Genomic DNA, 17,382 nt, shown 5'->3' with positions numbered 1-17,382 from the left:
CGCCGCCGAGTCAGCTTCACAGACTGACCGCAGAAACGCGCGCCAAGAAGCAGCGGTCTTTCCAGCTTCCGTACGGTTCACGATCAGCAGCGGTCAAAATTGAAAAGGCCATCGACATCGTCGACAGCCCGAGAGGCTGACTTGGCGTCAGCTTCAGCTCTATCAAGAGTATAGCCTGCCTTCATCAACTTGACAACCGTTTTATTTCGCCGTTGTTTCGGAGATGAATTTAGACAGTTCTTTAAGCTCTTTATCAGATCCTTTAAAAACGCCAGCAGGCATTTCGCCTTTTCCTTCCTTGGCGATTTTCGCAATCTCTTCCGGAGACAAGCCGTTGTCAACGAGAGACGGGCCTGCCGCTCCTCCCTGCATGTTGTCTCCATGGCACGAAATACAGCCTTGCTCCTGATAAATCTTATACCCTGCTGCACTCGTATCAATATCGGCCTCTTCCTTGATTTTACCCTGCTCTTCAGCAGCGGCCCAGTCGTGGGTGACAACGGACTGCCATGTTAAGAAAACCGTCGCTGAAATCGCCAAAAGCATCAACCCTACGGCAACCGGGCGTTTAAACGGCCTTCTTTCAGGGCCTCTGTCAAGAAACGGCGCCAATAATAGCGCTCCGAATGCAATTGTCGGGATAATAATTGCGCCAACCACAGTATACGGTCCGGCAGCATATTCGTATTTCAGCAATTGGTAAAGAAATAGAAAATACCAGTCTGGCAAAGGTATGTAGCCGGTATCGGTCGGATCTGCCATCCGCTCGAGCGGAGGCTCATGGACGATGGTCAGCACGAGAAAACCGACAAGGAAAACCGCCCCGACCATCCATTCTTTCAGCAGGAAATTCGGCCAGAACGCTTCCGTTTTCCCAGGAAATTCGGAATAATCTTTTGGAATATTCGGTTTTCTTTCCGCCGGGATCCGTGAATCACCGACAAACTTCATCCCTTTTCCCCTTTTCATGCCATCCCCTCCTTCTCAATTGAGTCGCTCGTTTACAGCGGCCCAGAAATTCCTTGCTTGCGAATCATGATAAAGTGTGCAGCCATCAGTCCGAACAGAGCGGCTGGCAGGAAAAAGACGTGTATGGCAAAAAAGCGCGTCAACGTCTGAGCGCCGACAATATCCGGATGACCGGCAAGCAGCGTTTTAATTTCCGAGCCGATCAGCGGCGTCGCCTCAGCAATCTGCAAACCTACTTTTGTCGCAAACAGAGCTTTCATATCCCAAGGCAAAAGGTAGCCTGTAAAACCTAAACCGAGCATGACAAAGAAGATCATAACGCCGACAATCCAGTTCAGCTCTCTCGGCTTCTTATAGGCCCCCTGGAAGAAAACCCTGAGCGTATGAAGAAACATCATCACAATGACCAAGCTTGCACCCCAGTGGTGCATTCCCCTTACAATCTGTCCGAACGCCACTTCATTCTGCAAATAATAAACAGATTCCCAGGCATTTTTAATATCCGGAACGTAATACATCGTCAAAAACATGCCAGACAGCACCTGAATCACCGTAACGAAAAACGTCAATCCCCCGAAGCAGTACACGAAAGCTGAAAAATGGTGAGCCGGGTTCACGTGTTCAGGAACTTCATGGTCGGCGATGTCCCGCCAGAGCGGCGTAATGTCAAGTCTTTCGTCCACCCAGTCATAAATTTTGTTTAGCATGATCACCCATCCTTCCTCGGCTTGGCTTTCCCTAAGTAAAGGTAGCCGTCTTTAACCTCTTGCTCATAGCGGTCCAAAGGAGCAAGCGGCGGAGTTCCGGGCACGTTGGTACCATCCTTTTCATAAAGTCCGTAATGGCACGGACAAAAGAACTTATTCGGATTTTTAGGATCGCTGTTCCAGTTGACCGTACACCCCAAATGTTTACAAACCGGTGATAAAGCTACAATTTCGTCCCCACTTTTGAAAACCCACGCTGATCTCGATTCTTCCGATTCGTACCAGGCATCCACTTGTTTGATTTTAAAATCGAAGCGCTGCGGTTCATTTGTCAATTCATCAACGCTGACAACCTGAACCATGTCCTGATCTTCAGTCGGCCTTAAAACCGGATCGAGCGCGAAGCGAACCATAGGCATGAGCATCCCCGCCGCCATAAAGCCGCCGACTCCGGTCAGCGTATAGTTTAAAAACTGACGTCTGGATACCCGATGTCTTTTTTCGCTCATCTTCATATCCCCCCTCAAGTCCCCAGCTACAATATAACTGAAATAGAAAAAAATTCATGAAACTAGGACACCCTCATAATATATCAATATTTTAGGAAGGTCAACATTCCCAAAATCATTATACAAAGGAAATGTAAGTGTTTTTATTAAGAGTTCCAATATTGTAACAAAATGTTCAATATTTGCTCAATTTGATCTTCCAGCAGCTTCTGCTTTAACGAATCCTTCATATGTTCGAGAGGAATCGCCGGAACCCACAGCAGCTTTTGCTCGCTTTCGAGCACCCGCTTCCAGCGTTCATCCGTCGTTAAAAAAACGATGTGGTGAAAATGTTTTCCGGCCATTTCTTTTAAATCGGCGATATGCTGCGCCGATTTTTCATCCGCATCTAAATATGTACAGGGCGGAAACAAATAGATTCTGCCCTTCAGCTGCCTTTCAAGTTCTTCTGCAAGTATAGACGTAAATTCCCCTTTTGATACGGCCGATTTAAACTGATCTCCCAAATCAACCGATATTAAAGGGATGACAGCTGTATCGATGTATTCTTTCGCGTTCAAGTAAACATCCGCATCGTGCGTATTCCATTTCACGGCTCCCGGCCTCCTCGTTTTGACAGCGCTTTCTCCGGAGCTGAACAAGCCTTGCTCTCGGCAAGGCTTGATTGGCAGCGGATTATCGCAGCTGGCTCAGTTGTTTAGCTAGTTTTTCGAAGCTTTCTTTATCTTGGCGGTCAAGCGCTTCATCGATTTCCCGCAGCAGCTTTTGTCTCTGAAAAGTGGAAATGGAATGCTCCAAAATCTGTTCAGCGACAATTTTATCTTTTTCATTTTCATATAGGTCTTTCGGAATATGGGGATTGGCTTCGAGTACAGCCGCATATTCCGGAGAATTATAGGCTGAGCGGAAGTTCAGCTGGATAAAGAGATCCTGCTGCTTATTCAGCCTGATATCATGAAATGATTTTTCTGCATCGGTCGTCATGACATTTTCTTTATAAAAACGAAAAGGCACTTCCTCAACGCAGTGGGTAGACATGATAATGCCCCTCGGACAAAATTCGGCCTGCTCGACAAAATGCACTTTTTCCATCAGCGAGTCATGGCTCATTAAATAATTCAGAATCCATACACACTCTCTTCGTTTCAGCTGATAATGGTTGAGAAACCAGCGGATAAAATCTTTTTTTTCATTGACAGAAACAGGGGTCTGCATGTTATTCCCTCCTCTATCGCATCTTGTGTATTACTTTATAAATTCCACACAAACCGATCATATCCTGCTTATTCAAAGGAATTTTCATCTTCGATTCTGAAAATCGTCTCCTGGACTTCTTCGTTTGCCGGGTCGAGCTCTGCCAGTTTTTTCAGCAGAGGCAGCGCTTCTTTCCGCCGTCCTTCTTCAAGCAGAAACATTGAATATTCGTAAAGGAAATCGGCGTCATCCCGATAGTGCAAAAATGCGTTCTCATATTCCTCACGCGCCTTGTCGTACGCCTCTGTCCGGGCGAACGCCGATGCCAGATGCCAGCTGAACTTCGGATCATCCTCTCCGTATTTGCGCACTTCCTGTACGAGTTCAATGATGCTCTCATCGTCTTCTTCTTCAAGAAACAGGGCAAGCAGGGTATGGACGGCTTCCAGATACCCGGGGTCCAGCGCCAGCGCTTCACGAAGCAGCTCTTTCGCTTCCGAATGCCTTTTCGTTTTTAAGGCTGCTTTTGCAGCGGAAAGATAAAGCTCTTTGTTGAATTCATCGAAGCGGATTCCTTCTTTTGCCGTTTCAAATGCTTCTTCATAAAGCCCTTCTGCTTCAAAGCTGTTTGCCAGAGGCTTGTAAAGTGAAGAGTAAGCGGGATCCATTTCCTTCAGCTCTGTCAGCTGTTTAATCGCAGTTTTAGGATACCCCGCTTTCAGCGCTGTAAAACCAAACCCGAACAGTGTGTTGGGCTCCGGGTTCTCCTTGACGGCTTTTTCATACCATTCAAGCGCTTCTTCAAACGCGCCGGATGAACTTAATGATTCCGCCAGCCTTTGGTACACATTGACGCCGCCGATGACGGCTTCTTCTTCGGCCGCTTTTTTGAATTGACGGACAGCTTTGCCGTAAGCTCCCTGAGTGAAATACAGCTCTCCCAAAGCAAAATCGATAACCGGCTCATCCGGCAAAATGACTTGCGCCTTCAACAGCTTTTGCTCGCTGACTTCAAACAGACCCTGCATCTGATAGAGGTCAGCCATTAAAAGCAAGCACTGCGGGTACGCTTCGTCTGTTTCCGGAATCGTTTCAAGCACGCTGAGCGCTTTTTCTTCCTGATCGGTTTCGATGAGGAGTTCGGCATAAAAGCATGTCAGCTCCGTTTCATCCGGATACAGTTCATGGAGATCATTCGCAATAGCGATAGCCTTATCGACAATTCCCCATTCGTAATACAGCTGGGCTACTATGGCTTTGTCTTCATCATGAAGGTCAGACTCGATATCAGCAAGCTTTTTCAATCCGCTTTCCGGGTGGCCTGCTTCAACTAATTTTATGGCTTCTTGAATCGAAGTATTCAAATCTAAACGTCCCTTTCTTTCGTCAATTCATCGCCTGCCGTATCAGCCGGCATATCGCGGTGAGTTACTTACTATCATAATTCACGCGGCGGCTTCCGGCAAATATGTTGCCCGCACAGCTGGATGAAGCAGATTGATTCTGTTAAGACAAGCTATGCGGGAGACATTCGTTTTATGATCAAACACCCGGCTTTCATGATTTTCCGGGCTGAAAAAGCCTGAGCACAAGGCTTCAGGCTTTTTTTGCAAGCTTTTCGATATGTTCAAAAAACGAAGGATATGAGACACTCACAGCTTCAGGCTGTAAAATGTCGATCGGCTGCTCGCAGATGCAGGCGGCGATTCCCAGCATCATTCCGATCCGGTGGTCCCCGTGGCTTGAGACTTTCGCGCCGCCTGTAAGAGGCGTCCTGCCGTGAATCTTCATCCCGTCTTCTGTCGGCTCGATGTTCGCACCGATTTTTTTCAGCTCTGAGGCGACGGTATCGATTCGGTTCGTTTCTTTTACTTTGAGCTCAGCCGCGTCTTTGATGACCGTCGTTCCTTCAGCCTGTGTAGCGAGAAGAGCGATGATCGGTATTTCATCGATGAGGCGCGGGATTAAATCGCCCGAAATTTCAGCGGCTTTCAAGGAGGACGTTTTGATTCTCAGATCGCCGTACGGCTCGGCGTTTCCGGCATTTTTTTCTTCGATTTCAAGATCGGCTCCCATTTCTTTCAAGACATCGATGATTCCCGTCCTGGTCGGATTGAGTCCGACATTGCGAAGCACGACTTCACTGTCAGGAACTAGCGATGCCGCTGCCAGGAAAAACGCAGCTGATGAAATATCACCCGGCACGAAGACTTCGGCCGCTTTCAGCTGCTGCCCGCCCTCAATCGTTACGCTTGTTTCATCTTCCTGAAGGCTGACGCCGAACATCGACAGCATCCGTTCCGTATGGTCTCTTGATTTATGAGGCTCCGTCACCGTTGTGGCGCCTTCGGCCTGCAGACCCGCAAGCAAAACGGCAGATTTGATTTGCGCACTTGCAACAGGCGACTGAAAATCGATCGCTGCCAGATGTCCGCCGCGTACAGAAAGCGGTGTGTATTCCCCTCCGGCGCGGCCGTCGATTTTCGCTCCCATTTTTCGAAGCGGTTCTGTGACACGCTTCATCGGCCTTTTGGCGATGCTCTCATCGCCGGCGACTGTACTGTGAAACGGGCGTCCTGCCAAAATGCCGAGCATCAGCCTGATCGTCGTTCCGGAATTCCCCACGTCAAGGAGTTCCGCAGGCTCAGCCAGCTGATCGAGCCCTTTGCCGAGGACGGTGACATCACTGCCATTCTGTTCGATTTCCACGCCCATTTTCCGAAAGCAGGCGATCGTGCTCAAGCAGTCGGCTCCTGGCAAAAAGTTTTTGATGACCGTTTTCCCTTCTGCTATGGCTCCGAACATAACAGAGCGATGAGAGATGGATTTATCTCCCGGAATATGAAGCTCTCCTTTTAGCGAACTGATTTTTCCTCTTTTCATGTGTTCCACCTCAATCAGCATAAAATGTTTCATATTTTGCGCGGGTTTGAATGCATTTTTCGGCGCGTTTTCGATCTTCATCGGATTGAAAGCTGATTCTGAGAACACCGTTTATATCTTCCCTCGTTTCAATAATCCGGATGTTCGTAATGCTGATTTTCTCGTCAGCGAGAATCGCCGTAATTTCCGAGATGACCCCGGGATGGTCGGGGACATCGACATAAAGATCGTAAAAGGAAGGAATCGCGCCTTTTTGCCGCAAAGGCAGACCGTCACGGTATTCCTTGGCCTGCCGAAAAAATTCAAACAGCCCGTCTGCATCTTCATTTTCAACAAAAGACTGAATTCTGTCCAGCTCATATTTCCATTCGTCAAACCGCTCCAATATTTTATCTTTATTGTGCAAAAGAATATCGCGCCACATCGCCGGGCTGCTTGAGGCAATTCTCGTAATATCGCGGAAGCCCCCTGCGGCAAAACGCTTGATGAGCGGGTAATGATCTTCGAATTTGACGGTCTGGTGGACGAGACTGGCCGCTACGACGTGCGGAAAGTGGCTGATCACGCTTGTAACGGCGTCGTGTTCAGCCGGAGACATTTCCACAAACTTTGCATTTGTTCCTTTGAGCAGATCTTTTAAGGAAGCAACTGCTTCTTCGCCGGCGGAGCCGGAAGGCGTCAAAATATAAAACGCGTTCTCGAAAAGGAAGTCTTTGGCGGCTGCGACGCCCGATTTATGCGATCCGGCCATCGGATGGCCCCCGATAAACCTGTATTCATCCGGCAGCACTTTCTCGGCATGGCTGACGACCTTTTGTTTCGTGCTGCCGACATCTGTAATGAGCAGCTTTTTTTTGATGCCTGAAGCGGCAAGTTCATCAAGCATGTGAAGCGTCTGTTCGACCGGCGCCGCTAAAAAAACGGTTGACGCTTCTTTCACCCCTTCTAAAAAAGAAGCAGCCGGAGCATCAATAACGCCAAGCTTTTGTGCAGCTCTTGCCTGCTCTTCTGACACGTCAAACCCGATGATCCGTTTGCCGGGGTGTTCCTTTTTGATGGCAAGGGCGATCGAGCCGCCGATTAAGCCCAAACCGGCCAATAAAATCGTTTCATTTGGTTGAGTCATTTTTTATCACCTAAGTTCATCAATAGACTAAAGAGGTGACTGAATCATCACCTCTTACAACATGCCGGCTAACGTTTTCAACAAGCCTTCGTTCTGTTCATTCGTACCGACCGATATTCTAAGGAATGTCGGAAAGCCGAGCGCATTCCCCGATCTGACGATATAGCCTTTTTTCAGCAGTTCCAGGAAAAGTTCGTCTGCATCCCGTTTAAAATCGATCAGCACAAAGTTCGTTTGTGAAGGATAGTAATTTAGCCCGTGCTCATCACAGAAATCGTAGTACTGTTTGAGCCCTTCATTGTTTTTTCTCACGCAATCGTCGATAAATGCCTGATCGCCCAGGGCGGCAAGCGCGGCAGCCTGGCCGAGCCGGTTTGTATTAAACGGCTGTCTCGCCGGCTCAACCGCCTGAATCAGCTGTTCAGAGGCAATCCCGTAGCCGACCCTCAAAGACGCTAAACCGTAAGCTTTTGAAAACGTCCTGAGAATCATCAGGTTCGGAAAGCGTTCCAAAAGCGGAATGGTCTCAGGGTAGTCTTGAGCCGTTACGTATTCGTAATAAGCTTCATCGACGACAGCAAGGACATGTTCCGGGACTTTTTCAAGAAAACGGATCAGGTTGCGGCCGGATTCATACGTTCCGGTCGGATTGTTCGGGCTGCAAACCCAGACAACCTTCGTCTGTTCATCGATCGCCTCCAGCATTGCATCAAGGTCGTGGCAGCCGTTTTCAAGCAGGCCGATTTCCCTGACTTCCGCTCCTTCGATAACAGCATTGTGCTTGTATTGTGAAAATGTCGGATTCGCCATTACAGTGTTTGAGGCAGGATCCAACAAAGAGCGGGAAATAATTTGAATGACTTCGTCCGTTCCGTTTCCAAGGATGATGTTCGTTTCGTTTACGCCGAGATGGGAGGCAAGCTTTGTTCTCAATGCCGCACTATAGCCGTCAGGATAGAGAGCCATTTGCTGCACTTCGGTCTGGAGCGCTGCTTTTGCCGCTTCCGAACAGCCGTAAGGATTTTCATTTGAAGCGAGCTTGACGACCCGGTCGAGGTTGAATTCTTTTTTGACCTCTTCAATCGGTTTGCCCGGCTTGTAAGGCGTTAATTGTTTTAACTGTTCTTTAATTTGCAACATTCTGTCACCTCATTTTACCATGTACGATCCGCTAAATGTCTTAGCGTATGCCTCAAACGCCTTTAAGGCTTGTTCCCTTGTCTCAGGGGCGATGAGTTCGTCTTTCAGCTCTTCGATCTTTCTGACAAGGGCGCTTCCCACGACAACGCCGTCCGCCAGTTCATTCATCATCTCCACTTGTTTGGAGCTGGAAATCCCAAACCCAACGGCAACCGGGACGGAGCTCATTCCTTTAACTGACCTGATAAATGAAGAAACAGAATCTTCGAATTCATTGCGCACACCTGTCACACCGAGCGAAGAAACGCAATACACAAAACCTTCCGCCTGCTGCGTTATTTTTTGAATGCGCGATTCGCTTGTCGGCGCGACCAGCGAAATATAGGTAATCCCGTGTTTTTTACACTGCTGCTGCAAATATACGCTTTCCTCAAAAGGAAGGTCCGGTACAAGGAGTCCGTCTAGCCGATTTTGTCGCAGTAAAGCGAAAAAGTGATCTGTATCTAATTGTAACACAGGATTATAATACGTAAAGAGAATAATCGGAATATGGACGCCGTTTTTTTTCATTTCACCGCCAAGCCTGATCGCTTTTACGATGTTCATGTCGTTGTCAAGCGCCCTTTTGGACGCGCGCTGAATCACCGGGCCGTCAGCGAGCGGATCAGAATACGGAACCCCGAGTTCAAGGGCGGACGCCCCCGCCTCTTGAAGGGATTTCGCCAGCTCGATCGAGATTTCAGGCAGCGGATCTCCCGCTGTAATAAACGGAACAAGTAACTTATCGGACGGCTGTTTTTTCAGATTGAACATCTTGATTCACCTCTTCTTCCAACACCTTCATCAAGGTATGGACGTCTTTGTCTCCCCTGCCTGAAAGGCAGACGAGAACACTTTTCTCTCTCGGCAGTTCTTTAGCGATGTCAAATGCTTTTGCCAAAGCATGGGCGGATTCAATAGCCGGCAAAATGCCCTCTGTCTCTGTCAGCAGCCTTAATGCCGAGACCGCTTCATCATCAGTGACTGATTCATACGTGACGCGCCCTGTTTGATGAAGATGAGCGTGCTCGGGGCCGACCCCCGGATAATCAAGTCCTGCTGAGATGGAATAAGGCTCAATGATCTGTCCGTACTCGTCTTGAATCAAGTTGGTCAAAGAACCGTGGATAACGCCTTTTGTACCCTTTGTGATCGTTGCCGCATGAAGGGGGGTGTCGACACCTTTTCCCGCAGCTTCGACTCCGATCAGTTCAACAGTTTCTTCAATGAACGCGCTGAACATCCCGATCGCATTGCTTCCGCCTCCGACACAGGCGACAACTTTATCGGGGAGGCTTTGCTCCAATTGATAAAACTGCGCTTTCGCCTCTTCGCCGATCATCCGTTGAAATTCACGGACGATATAAGGATACGGGTGCGGCCCGACGACGGAACCGATCATGTAAAAATGATCCTGGCAATGCTGAACCCAGTAACGGATCGCCTCGTTTGTAGCATCTTTCAATGTCCCGTTTCCGCTTGACACCGGAACGACCTCCGCTCCCAGGAGCTTCATCCGGAACACGTTCAGCGATTGTCTGGCAACATCTTCTTCACCCATAAAGACAATGCATGACAAGCCGAACTTTGCAGCGACCGTCGCCGCAGCCACGCCGTGCTGCCCTGCGCCGGTTTCAGCGATGAGCTTTGTTTTCCCCATTTTCTTGGCCAACAGAGCCTGGCCGAGGGCATTGTTGATTTTGTGGGCGCCTGTATGGTTTAAATCTTCTCTTTTTAAATAAATCTTCGCTCCGCCCAGCTGCTTTGTGAGCTGGTCGGCGAACGTCAAAGCCGTCGGCCTGCCTGAGTAGTCATTTAAAAGCTTTTGATAATCCTTTTGAAATGAGGGGTCGTCTTTCAGTTCAAGAAACGCTTTTTCGATTTCTTCCAAAGGCTGCATGAGTGTTTCCGGGACGAATTTCCCGCCAAAATCACCAAACCTGCCTTGTTCATTCGGATATGAATACATGTTCGAACATCCTTTCTTCTAAAAGGCCGATCAGCTTTTCGCTTTTCTTGCCTCTTTCTTCAATTCCGCTTGCCAGGTCGATTCCCGGCGGGCGCCGCTTTAAAAGACCTGCGATTGTGTCCGGGTTCACGCCCCCGGCGATAAACAGTCGCTTTCCTTCTCTTTGCGCTGCATCTTTATACATCGGAACGCTGTCCCACGAAAACGAAACGCCCGTTCCTCCTCTCAGCCCTTTAACAGACGAGTCGATGACATACCCGTCGATGTAAGGTGCGAAAGATGCCATGCGCTGAACGGTATCATTCCCGTGATGGAGCGCCTTCCAAATCTCGCAGTCTGTCATGTTTTTCAGCCGCTTGATGTCTGCCGCTGTTTCATCTCCGTGAAGCTGGATCACGTCCAAACCGGCATCTTTTACGATTTCTGCTATTCTGCAAATGTTTTCATTAACAAAGACGCCGACAAGCTTTTTACCCGCTGTATCCGTTTTGCCACACCAGCGTTTCACATCCTCTGGGTCTGCCGATCGTTTGCTTTCGGCGAAAATAAATCCGAGGTAATCGGCTTTCGAGCGGGCTGTCACCTTTAAATCTTCCAATGAATGAATCCCGCAATATTTTAAGCTCGGTTTCTCCATCATCCGTTCTCTCCGAATAACGCATGGACAGCCTTCAGCTGTGACGGCTCTCTCATCAACGATTCGCCGACAAGCACGGCCCGGGCTCCGCACGCTTTTACAAATGCGAGGTCTTCCGGTTTTCCGATGCCGCTTTCGCTGATAAGAACGGTCCCTGACGGAACGAGTTTTGCCATACGCTCCGTTTGCCCGACGGATGTTTCAAAGGTTTTTAGATTTCGATTGTTTACGCCGATGATTTCGGGTGTAAAGACATTTAAAATACCCTCAAGCGTCTCTTCGCCATGAACTTCGACGAGCACATCCATGCCTTTTTCAGCAGCTTGCTGATAGAGGTCAAACAGCTTTTGCGGTTCAAGCGCTTCTCCGATCAGCAGGATCGCATCCGCTCCGATGCGGTCCGCTTCTTCAACCTGAATGGAATCAATGATAAAATCCTTGCGCAGTACTGGCAGCGAAACCGAGCGTTTCACATCTGACAAATAACTGTTCTTCCCTTGAAAAAAAGGTGTATCTGTCAGAACAGACAAACAGTCGGCTTTAGCCTGTTCGTACTGTTTAGCGATTTTTACGGGCTCAAAGTTTTCCTGAATCACACCTTTTGACGGTGAAGCTTTTTTCACCTCCGCAATTAAAGCGACAAACCGGTTAGGAGAAAGGAGCGCCTTTTTAAATGACCGCTTTGGCAGCTTCAAATCTTCCGGCAGTTCGATTTTCAGAATGTCTTCTCGTTTTCTATCAATAATTTGATTAAGCATACAACTCTTCCTCTTTCTGTTTTAATCGCTCCAGCTGATCAAGCGCCTCACCACTTGCAACAGCTTCTAAAGCGAGCGCAACGCCCTCTTTTAAATCCGGTGCCTGCTCTGCGACGTATAAAGCGGCTCCGGCATTAAACGCTGCGATATGAACAGCCGAATCCGGAGCGCGTTTTTTCAAAATATCGACGATGAGACGGCCGCTTTCTTCAAGCGTCGCCACCTGAATGTCGCTCAGCCTGCCGAACGGCAGACCGACATCGCCAGGCTCAACGGTGTATTCGTATGTTTTGCCGCCTTTCAGTTCAATCACACTTGTCGGCGACGTGATCGACAGTTCATCAAGACCGTCCCGGCTCGACACAAACAATACGTGTTCCGTTTCAAACGCTTCAAGTGCGCGGGCCATGAGCTTTGCTTTTTCAATCGAGTAGACGCCGATCACCTGGCGTTTGGCTTTCATCGGGTTGCTGAGCGGGCCGAGCAGATTGAAAACGGTTCTGAAAGCCAGATCCTTCCTTGCGCCGGCCACGTGCTTCATGGAAGAGTGGTAGCTTGGCGCATACAGGAATCCCATGTTGCGGCGTTCAATACTTTGAATTGTTTCTTCAGGCGACGTCTGAATTGAAACGCCGAGATATTCGAGAACATCAGCGCTCCCGCTTTTTGAAGAAACCGAACGATTACCGTGTTTTGCGATTTTTGCCCCGGCTGATGAACCGATGATCGCCGCCGCTGTGGAAATGTTGAAGGTGGAGCTTCCGTCTCCTCCGGTTCCGCACGTATCAACAACATGTTCCGGCCCGTTTATTGTTTGCGCCTGCTCCCGCATGGCTCTGACAAATCCCGCAATCTCTTCAGCCGTCTCTCCCCTGTAGGCGAGAACGGACAGGAGGGCTCCGATTTCCGCGGCGCTCAGCGAGCCGCTCATCATGTCACGCATGATGCTGTGTGCCTCGGCTTCATTCATTGTTCCTCCGTTAACGCATGATTTCAGCAGTTCGTTCATTGCCGCCCTCCCCCTTTTCGAGAAACATTTCTTCTGCGATTTGAATCGTTTTTAACAGAGCCCCCGCTTTATTGCAGGTCTCTTCCCACTCTTTTTCAGGCACGGAGTCGGCTACGATGCCTGCTCCAGCCTGGATGGACGCCACTCCGTTTTTCACGCTCATCGTCCGGATCGTGATGCATGAATCGATATTTCCGTCAAATCCGATATAAGCAATGCATCCCCCGTATGTTTCCCTCGGTTCTGGCTCAAGCTCATTTAAAAGCTGAATCGCGCGGATTTTCGGAGCGCCAGTCAAAGTTCCGGCCGGAAATGCGCTCATTAAAGCGTCTACCGGATGAACGCCCGCTTTTAAAGAGCCGGTTACGATTGAAATGATGTGCATGACGTGTGAAAAGGAAACGATTTTCGTAAACTCGGGCACTTGGACAGATCCGTACTCAGCTACTCTGCCGATATCATTTCTCGCCAAATCGACGAGCATGTAATGCTCCGCTTTTTCTTTCTCATCAGCTAAAAGATCTTTTTCGAGCCGCTTATCTTCAGCCTGATCGCCGCCTCTTTTCCTCGTGCCGGCGATCGGATGAATTTCAAGATGACCGTTTTGAACATGGATCAGGCGTTCAGGCGAGCTTCCGACGAGATCGCGGTCAGGAAGCTTCATGTAGTACATGTACGGGGACGGGTTGACCATTCTCAGCACTCTGTATAACTCAAAAGAACTGACCTTCACCGGAATATCGAACCTTTGCGAAAGGACGCCTTGAAAAATATCTCCCGCTTTAATGTACTCTTTCAAGCGATCGACATCGGCCAAAAACCGGGATTTCTCATATGTTGATTGAATCCCTTCAAAGCTGGGGGCCGTGTGCCGTCCTTGCGGGAGAAACAGCTCTTTCGGCGTTTTCCGGGCTGACAGCCTGTGTGTAAGCTGTTTAAGCTCTTCTTTCCCCTTTTTAAAAATGCGCTGTTTCTCCTCCCTTGTTTCACTGCCTTCAAGCCTTGCATAGTGGATGAAATGCAGCTTTTTCAGCTCGTGATCATAGGCGATCATCGTCCGGCAGACAAACAGGAGGCATTTTTCCATCTCCGTTTCTTTGCTGTGCCCTTTGACGGACGGTTCAATGAGCGGCATTAAATCATAGCTTAAATAGCCGACCGCTCCCCCTGTAAACGGGATGTCGAGCTCAGGCGCTTTGATCGAATACGTCTCCGACATCCATTCGAGAATTTCTTTTAACTGTGAAGCTGAATAAAGCTTCTTCTGCTTTTGATCGCAGGCGTGAAACCGGCCGCATTCTTCTTTGATCGTCAAAAAGGGGTCCAGGCCGATGAAAGAATATCTTGACCATTCGGAGGTTTCATCCTGGCTTTCCAGCAAATACACGATGTTTTCCTGCAGCTTCTCGACCAATTGAACGGGCGTCAGCGTATCGACAGAAAAACTCTCAATTATCGGTATTGTTTTAAAGTGTGAAGTATCCTCTGAAAAAGAGGCAAAATCGGTTTGCAGACTCAACAATCTCTCACTCCTTATTCAGGCGGAGAGAATGAGAAGAAGGCCTTTAGAGGACAAATGATTGAATTGAAGAGGGGAAAACGAAACAAACCCAAAAGAACAGCGTCTTTTGGGTAGAATGAATAAACGTTTTGTCTCAACTCAGCTCATCTCAGCTCATTCTCAATCTACCCTAGTCTCATACTCAGCTTTTCTAAACTAAAACCCCATACACACTCCTGTGTATTTCAAGGTTTCTATAATCGTATTACAATTCAGTATTTTTTGTCAATGATAAATCAGGTCTGAGCGTTACGGCATTTTCTAAATAAACGTGGCGGACTTCATCCTGCCGCATATCCGTCTGAACCGTCATCATCACTCTGATGCATTTTTTAAGGGCGTGTTCAACATCCATTTCCTGCATGCACATGACAGGCACATGCTGCCAGCCGTCAAACGTTCTGACGACCTTTGCGGGAAAAGCAGCGTGAATATCGGAAGTGGCAGAAATGAAGATCTGCACGACTTGCTCAGGTTTGAGTTGATTTTCATCGATCATTTTTCCGATCAGCTGCTTCGTCCGCTCCGTAATGTCTTTTTCTGTATCCCGGTCAACTGTCGTCGCTCCCCGAATTCCGCGCATCATCATTTGCCTCCCTCCAATCTCCACATATTCAGCCATCGTTCAATTTCATCGGCTTTAAAGGCGTGCAGCCGCACACTGCCGATCTTATCCAGCAGGACAAACTGAATGATGCCTCCGCGTGTTTTTTTATCGTTCATCATTCGATTGATGAGAGCTTCTGTTGACACTTCGCGTTTTACGCTTTCCGGATAGCCGAGACTTTTCAGCCAGGCGGCGATTTTTGTACGGTCAAAAGGACAATTCAGCACCTTCTCGCTGACAAATAAAGCAAATTGCATGCCTAAAGCGACGGCGTCGCCATGGGTCATCTCTCCGTAGCCGTATTCGGCTTCAACGGCGTGGCCAAGCGTGTGCCCAAAGTTCAGATAGGCCCTGATTCCCTGTTCGCGCTCGTCTTGTGAGACAACTTCCGCTTTAATCGAAATGCCTTTGTACACCATTTCACTGAGCTGGCCGGTCGTAATCGCTTTTATTGAATCAATTTTAAGCAATTCGTTCAAGAAAGCTTCATCACGGATAAATGCGTGCTTAATGACTTCCGCAAGACCTGAACGCATTTCTTTTTCAGGAAGCGTGCTCAAGCATTCGGTATCATAAACCACCGCCTTCGGCTGATGAAAAGCGCCGATTAAGTTTTTTCCGAGCGGATGATTAATGGCAACTTTCCCTCCGACCGCGCTGTCATGAGACAGCAGAGTCGTTGGGAATTGCACATAATCGATGCCCCTCATAAAAGTTGAAGCGACGAACCCTGCAAGATCGCCGACAACGCCGCCGCCCAGCGCCACAATGCATGACGAACGGTCAAGGTGAAATTGAATGGCTTCCGTCTGGAGCTTCATAAACATATCGATTGATTTGGCCTGTTCACCGCTTGGCACCGCGACCTTTTTGACGGGCCATTTGCTGCGGAGAAGGCCGAACAGTTCTTCTCCATAGTGTTTATCAACTTCTTCGTCGGTGATCAATAGCACTTTCGTCATCGGAAGGTTCAAGGATGACAAGAGCTCTGCCGCGTTTTTTCTAATGCCTCCTCCGATGAACACCGGGTAGGACAAAGAAGCGGTTTCGATTTGAAGTGATTTCATTAAAACTCCCTCGCAAGCTTTCTCATTTTCTCAACATTTTCAGCGATCCGGTCCATTTGGTCAACGCCAAACTGCTCGACGATCGCCTTGGCGATTTCCCATGCAACAACCGCTTCAGCCACCACGCTTGCGGCAGGGACAGCACAGGAATCGGAACGCTCGATGCTCGCTGTAAACGGCTCTTTCGTCTCGATATCAACGCTTTTGAGCGGTTTGTATAACGTTGGAATCGGCTTCATCACGCCTCTGACGACAATCGGCATTCCCGTTGTCATCCCGCCTTCAAGGCCGCCGAGACGGTTTGTTGCGCGCGTATAGCCTTTTTCTTCGTCCCAAATGATTTCGTCATGGACTTCACTGCCGTTTTTGCGTGCAGCTTCAAAGCCGATGCCGAATTCAACACCTTTAAAAGCATTGATGCTCAGCACGGCGGCAGCCAGCTTGCTGTCGAGTTTGCGGTCGTAATGGACATAGCTGCCGACTCCTACCGGCACCCCTTCAACAATCACCTCGACGATTCCGCCGATCGAATCGCCATTTGCTTTTGCTTCATCGATCGCGTCCATCATTTTTCTGCCCGCTTCTTCGTCATAGCATCTGACAGGGGACTCTTCGGTTACTTTTTTCAAGTCTTCGATAGATTCGTAATTTGTTTTTTCGGCTTTTACACCGCCGATCTCCAGCACGTGGCCGGCCACTTGAATGCCGAGCTGGGAAAGGATCTTTTTGGCGACGGCTCCTGCCGCCACACGGACGGTCGTTTCTCTGGCAGATGAACGTTCAAGCACGTTGCGCATATCTCTGTGCCCGTATTTGATCGCGCCGTTCAAATCGGCGTGACCCGGTCTCGGCCTTGAAATCTGTCGTTTCATTTCGCTTTCTTCTTCAGCTGTGATCGGCTCTGATCCCATGATTTTCGTCCAGTGTTTCCAGTCATTGTTTTCGACGACGAGAGCGATCGGCGATCCAAGAGAACGCCCGTGCCTTACACCGCTTGTGATCCGCGCCTGATCTTTTTCGATTTGCATCCGGCGTCCGCGGCCATGGCCTTTTTGACGTCTTTGAAGCTCGTAATCAATGTCTTCTTTTGTGATATAAAGCCCTGCTGGGACTCCTTCGATAATTGTCGTAAGCTGCGGACCGTGAGATTCACCGGCTGTTAAATACCTCATGCTTTCGTTCTCCCTTCATCACATTAACGCTTTTA

At 48.8% G+C, this 17,382-nt stretch carries 19 protein-coding genes; all 19 read right to left on the bottom strand.

The genetic code is table 11. The features are described 5' to 3' along the window. Window positions 1-16 precede the first annotated feature (16 nt). Window positions 17-166 carry a hypothetical protein gene (locus ACVC9U_RS07415; protein WP_167564582.1) on the bottom strand — a complete coding sequence of 50 codons (150 nt, stop codon included), beginning with the start codon at window positions 164-166 and terminating at the stop codon, window positions 17-19. Window positions 167-201: 35 nt separating this feature from the next. Then, window positions 202-969, bottom strand: a complete 768-nt coding sequence (locus ACVC9U_RS07410) for a menaquinol-cytochrome c reductase cytochrome b/c subunit (protein ID WP_075754134.1) — start codon at window positions 967-969, stop codon at window positions 202-204. A gap of 32 nt (window positions 970-1,001) precedes the next feature. Further along, window positions 1,002-1,676, bottom strand: a complete 675-nt coding sequence (gene qcrB / locus ACVC9U_RS07405; RefSeq protein ID WP_441390440.1) for a menaquinol-cytochrome c reductase cytochrome b subunit — start codon at window positions 1,674-1,676, stop codon at window positions 1,002-1,004. A 2-nt stretch (window positions 1,677-1,678) separates the two neighbouring features. Beyond that, a complete protein-coding gene (locus ACVC9U_RS07400) occupies window positions 1,679-2,185 on the bottom strand; it encodes a QcrA and Rieske domain-containing protein (protein WP_003182954.1) in 507 nt (168 codons plus the stop codon). A 146-nt stretch (window positions 2,186-2,331) separates the two neighbouring features. After that, entirely contained in the window at window positions 2,332-2,778 is a 447-nt protein-coding gene (locus ACVC9U_RS07395) for a YpiF family protein (protein WP_441390438.1), read from the bottom strand. An 82-nt stretch (window positions 2,779-2,860) separates the two neighbouring features. Then, window positions 2,861-3,400, bottom strand: coding sequence for a ReoY family proteolytic degradation factor (locus tag ACVC9U_RS07390; RefSeq protein ID WP_020451944.1), 540 nt, complete (start codon window positions 3,398-3,400; stop codon window positions 2,861-2,863). A 68-nt stretch (window positions 3,401-3,468) separates the two neighbouring features. Next, window positions 3,469-4,743, bottom strand: a complete 1,275-nt coding sequence (locus ACVC9U_RS07385) for a tetratricopeptide repeat protein (RefSeq protein ID WP_075754131.1) — start codon at window positions 4,741-4,743, stop codon at window positions 3,469-3,471. Window positions 4,744-4,975: 232 nt separating this feature from the next. Continuing rightward, window positions 4,976-6,262, bottom strand: coding sequence for a 3-phosphoshikimate 1-carboxyvinyltransferase (aroA, locus tag ACVC9U_RS07380; protein ID WP_023857440.1), 1,287 nt, complete (start codon window positions 6,260-6,262; stop codon window positions 4,976-4,978). 10 nt (window positions 6,263-6,272) lie between these two features. Then, window positions 6,273-7,388: a prephenate dehydrogenase gene (locus ACVC9U_RS07375; protein WP_075754129.1), complete on the bottom strand. Its 1,116-nt coding sequence runs from the start codon at window positions 7,386-7,388 to the stop codon at window positions 6,273-6,275. Window positions 7,389-7,442: 54 nt separating this feature from the next. Beyond that, window positions 7,443-8,528, bottom strand: coding sequence for a histidinol-phosphate transaminase (hisC, locus tag ACVC9U_RS07370; RefSeq protein WP_081379923.1), 1,086 nt, complete (start codon window positions 8,526-8,528; stop codon window positions 7,443-7,445). Between the two features lie 9 nt (window positions 8,529-8,537). Then, entirely contained in the window at window positions 8,538-9,341 is an 804-nt protein-coding gene (gene trpA, locus ACVC9U_RS07365) for a tryptophan synthase subunit alpha (protein ID WP_075754127.1), read from the bottom strand. Next, window positions 9,310-10,536 (bottom strand): tryptophan synthase subunit beta, encoded by a 1,227-nt coding sequence (gene trpB / locus ACVC9U_RS07360; protein WP_441390434.1) that lies wholly within the window; start codon window positions 10,534-10,536, stop codon window positions 9,310-9,312. Before trpB ends, trpA begins: the two co-directional genes overlap by 32 nt. Beyond that, window positions 10,517-11,173 (bottom strand): phosphoribosylanthranilate isomerase, encoded by a 657-nt coding sequence (locus ACVC9U_RS07355; RefSeq protein ID WP_441390432.1) that lies wholly within the window; start codon window positions 11,171-11,173, stop codon window positions 10,517-10,519. The genes trpB and ACVC9U_RS07355 overlap by 20 nt, the downstream gene beginning before the upstream one ends. Beyond that, the gene (gene trpC, locus ACVC9U_RS07350) at window positions 11,173-11,931 is read right to left on the bottom strand and encodes an indole-3-glycerol phosphate synthase TrpC (RefSeq protein ID WP_145653177.1); all 759 of its coding nucleotides are present in this window, start codon (window positions 11,929-11,931) and stop codon (window positions 11,173-11,175) included. The genes ACVC9U_RS07355 and trpC overlap by 1 nt, the downstream gene beginning before the upstream one ends. After that, complete coding sequence (gene trpD / locus ACVC9U_RS07345) at window positions 11,924-12,940, bottom strand: anthranilate phosphoribosyltransferase (protein ID WP_441390430.1); 1,017 nt, start codon at window positions 12,938-12,940, stop codon at window positions 11,924-11,926. The genes trpC and trpD overlap by 8 nt, the downstream gene beginning before the upstream one ends. After that, window positions 12,912-14,459, bottom strand: coding sequence for an anthranilate synthase component I (trpE, locus tag ACVC9U_RS07340; RefSeq protein WP_145645733.1), 1,548 nt, complete (start codon window positions 14,457-14,459; stop codon window positions 12,912-12,914). Before trpE ends, trpD begins: the two co-directional genes overlap by 29 nt. Before the next feature lie 247 nt (window positions 14,460-14,706). Continuing rightward, window positions 14,707-15,090: a chorismate mutase gene (gene aroH, locus ACVC9U_RS07335; RefSeq protein ID WP_026579379.1), complete on the bottom strand. Its 384-nt coding sequence runs from the start codon at window positions 15,088-15,090 to the stop codon at window positions 14,707-14,709. Continuing rightward, window positions 15,087-16,175, bottom strand: coding sequence for a 3-dehydroquinate synthase (aroB, locus tag ACVC9U_RS07330; protein ID WP_441390428.1), 1,089 nt, complete (start codon window positions 16,173-16,175; stop codon window positions 15,087-15,089). The genes aroH and aroB overlap by 4 nt, the downstream gene beginning before the upstream one ends. Then, the gene (gene aroC, locus ACVC9U_RS07325) at window positions 16,175-17,347 is read right to left on the bottom strand and encodes a chorismate synthase (RefSeq protein WP_025811222.1); all 1,173 of its coding nucleotides are present in this window, start codon (window positions 17,345-17,347) and stop codon (window positions 16,175-16,177) included. Before aroC ends, aroB begins: the two co-directional genes overlap by 1 nt. Window positions 17,348-17,382: the final 35 nt, after the last annotated feature.

The organism is Bacillus sp. GM2, from assembly GCF_056155945.1.
This window is presented reverse-complemented; position numbering and strand designations above follow the sequence as displayed.

Coding starts and splice junctions, on each gene's coding strand:
- aroA (WP_023857440.1), bottom strand. CDS start 6,262: ATGAAAAGAGGAAAAATCAGTTCGCTAAAAGGAGAGCTTCATATTCCG.
- aroC (WP_025811222.1), bottom strand. CDS start 17,347: ATGAGGTATTTAACAGCCGGTGAATCTCACGGTCCGCAGCTTACGACA.
- aroH (WP_026579379.1), bottom strand. CDS start 15,090: ATGATGATGCGCGGAATTCGGGGAGCGACGACAGTTGACCGGGATACA.
- ACVC9U_RS07400 (WP_003182954.1), bottom strand. CDS start 2,185: ATGAGCGAAAAAAGACATCGGGTATCCAGACGTCAGTTTTTAAACTAT.
- aroB (WP_441390428.1), bottom strand. CDS start 16,175: ATGAAATCACTTCAAATCGAAACCGCTTCTTTGTCCTACCCGGTGTTC.
- ACVC9U_RS07390 (WP_020451944.1), bottom strand. CDS start 3,400: ATGCAGACCCCTGTTTCTGTCAATGAAAAAAAAGATTTTATCCGCTGG.
- trpA (WP_075754127.1), bottom strand. CDS start 9,341: ATGTTCAATCTGAAAAAACAGCCGTCCGATAAGTTACTTGTTCCGTTT.
- hisC (WP_081379923.1), bottom strand. CDS start 8,528: ATGTTGCAAATTAAAGAACAGTTAAAACAATTAACGCCTTACAAGCCG.
- qcrB (WP_441390440.1), bottom strand. CDS start 1,676: ATGCTAAACAAAATTTATGACTGGGTGGACGAAAGACTTGACATTACG.
- ACVC9U_RS07410 (WP_075754134.1), bottom strand. CDS start 969: ATGAAAAGGGGAAAAGGGATGAAGTTTGTCGGTGATTCACGGATCCCG.
- trpB (WP_441390434.1), bottom strand. CDS start 10,536: ATGTATTCATATCCGAATGAACAAGGCAGGTTTGGTGATTTTGGCGGG.
- ACVC9U_RS07375 (WP_075754129.1), bottom strand. CDS start 7,388: ATGACTCAACCAAATGAAACGATTTTATTGGCCGGTTTGGGCTTAATC.
- trpD (WP_441390430.1), bottom strand. CDS start 12,940: ATGAACGAACTGCTGAAATCATGCGTTAACGGAGGAACAATGAATGAA.
- ACVC9U_RS07355 (WP_441390432.1), bottom strand. CDS start 11,173: ATGGAGAAACCGAGCTTAAAATATTGCGGGATTCATTCATTGGAAGAT.
- trpC (WP_145653177.1), bottom strand. CDS start 11,931: ATGCTTAATCAAATTATTGATAGAAAACGAGAAGACATTCTGAAAATC.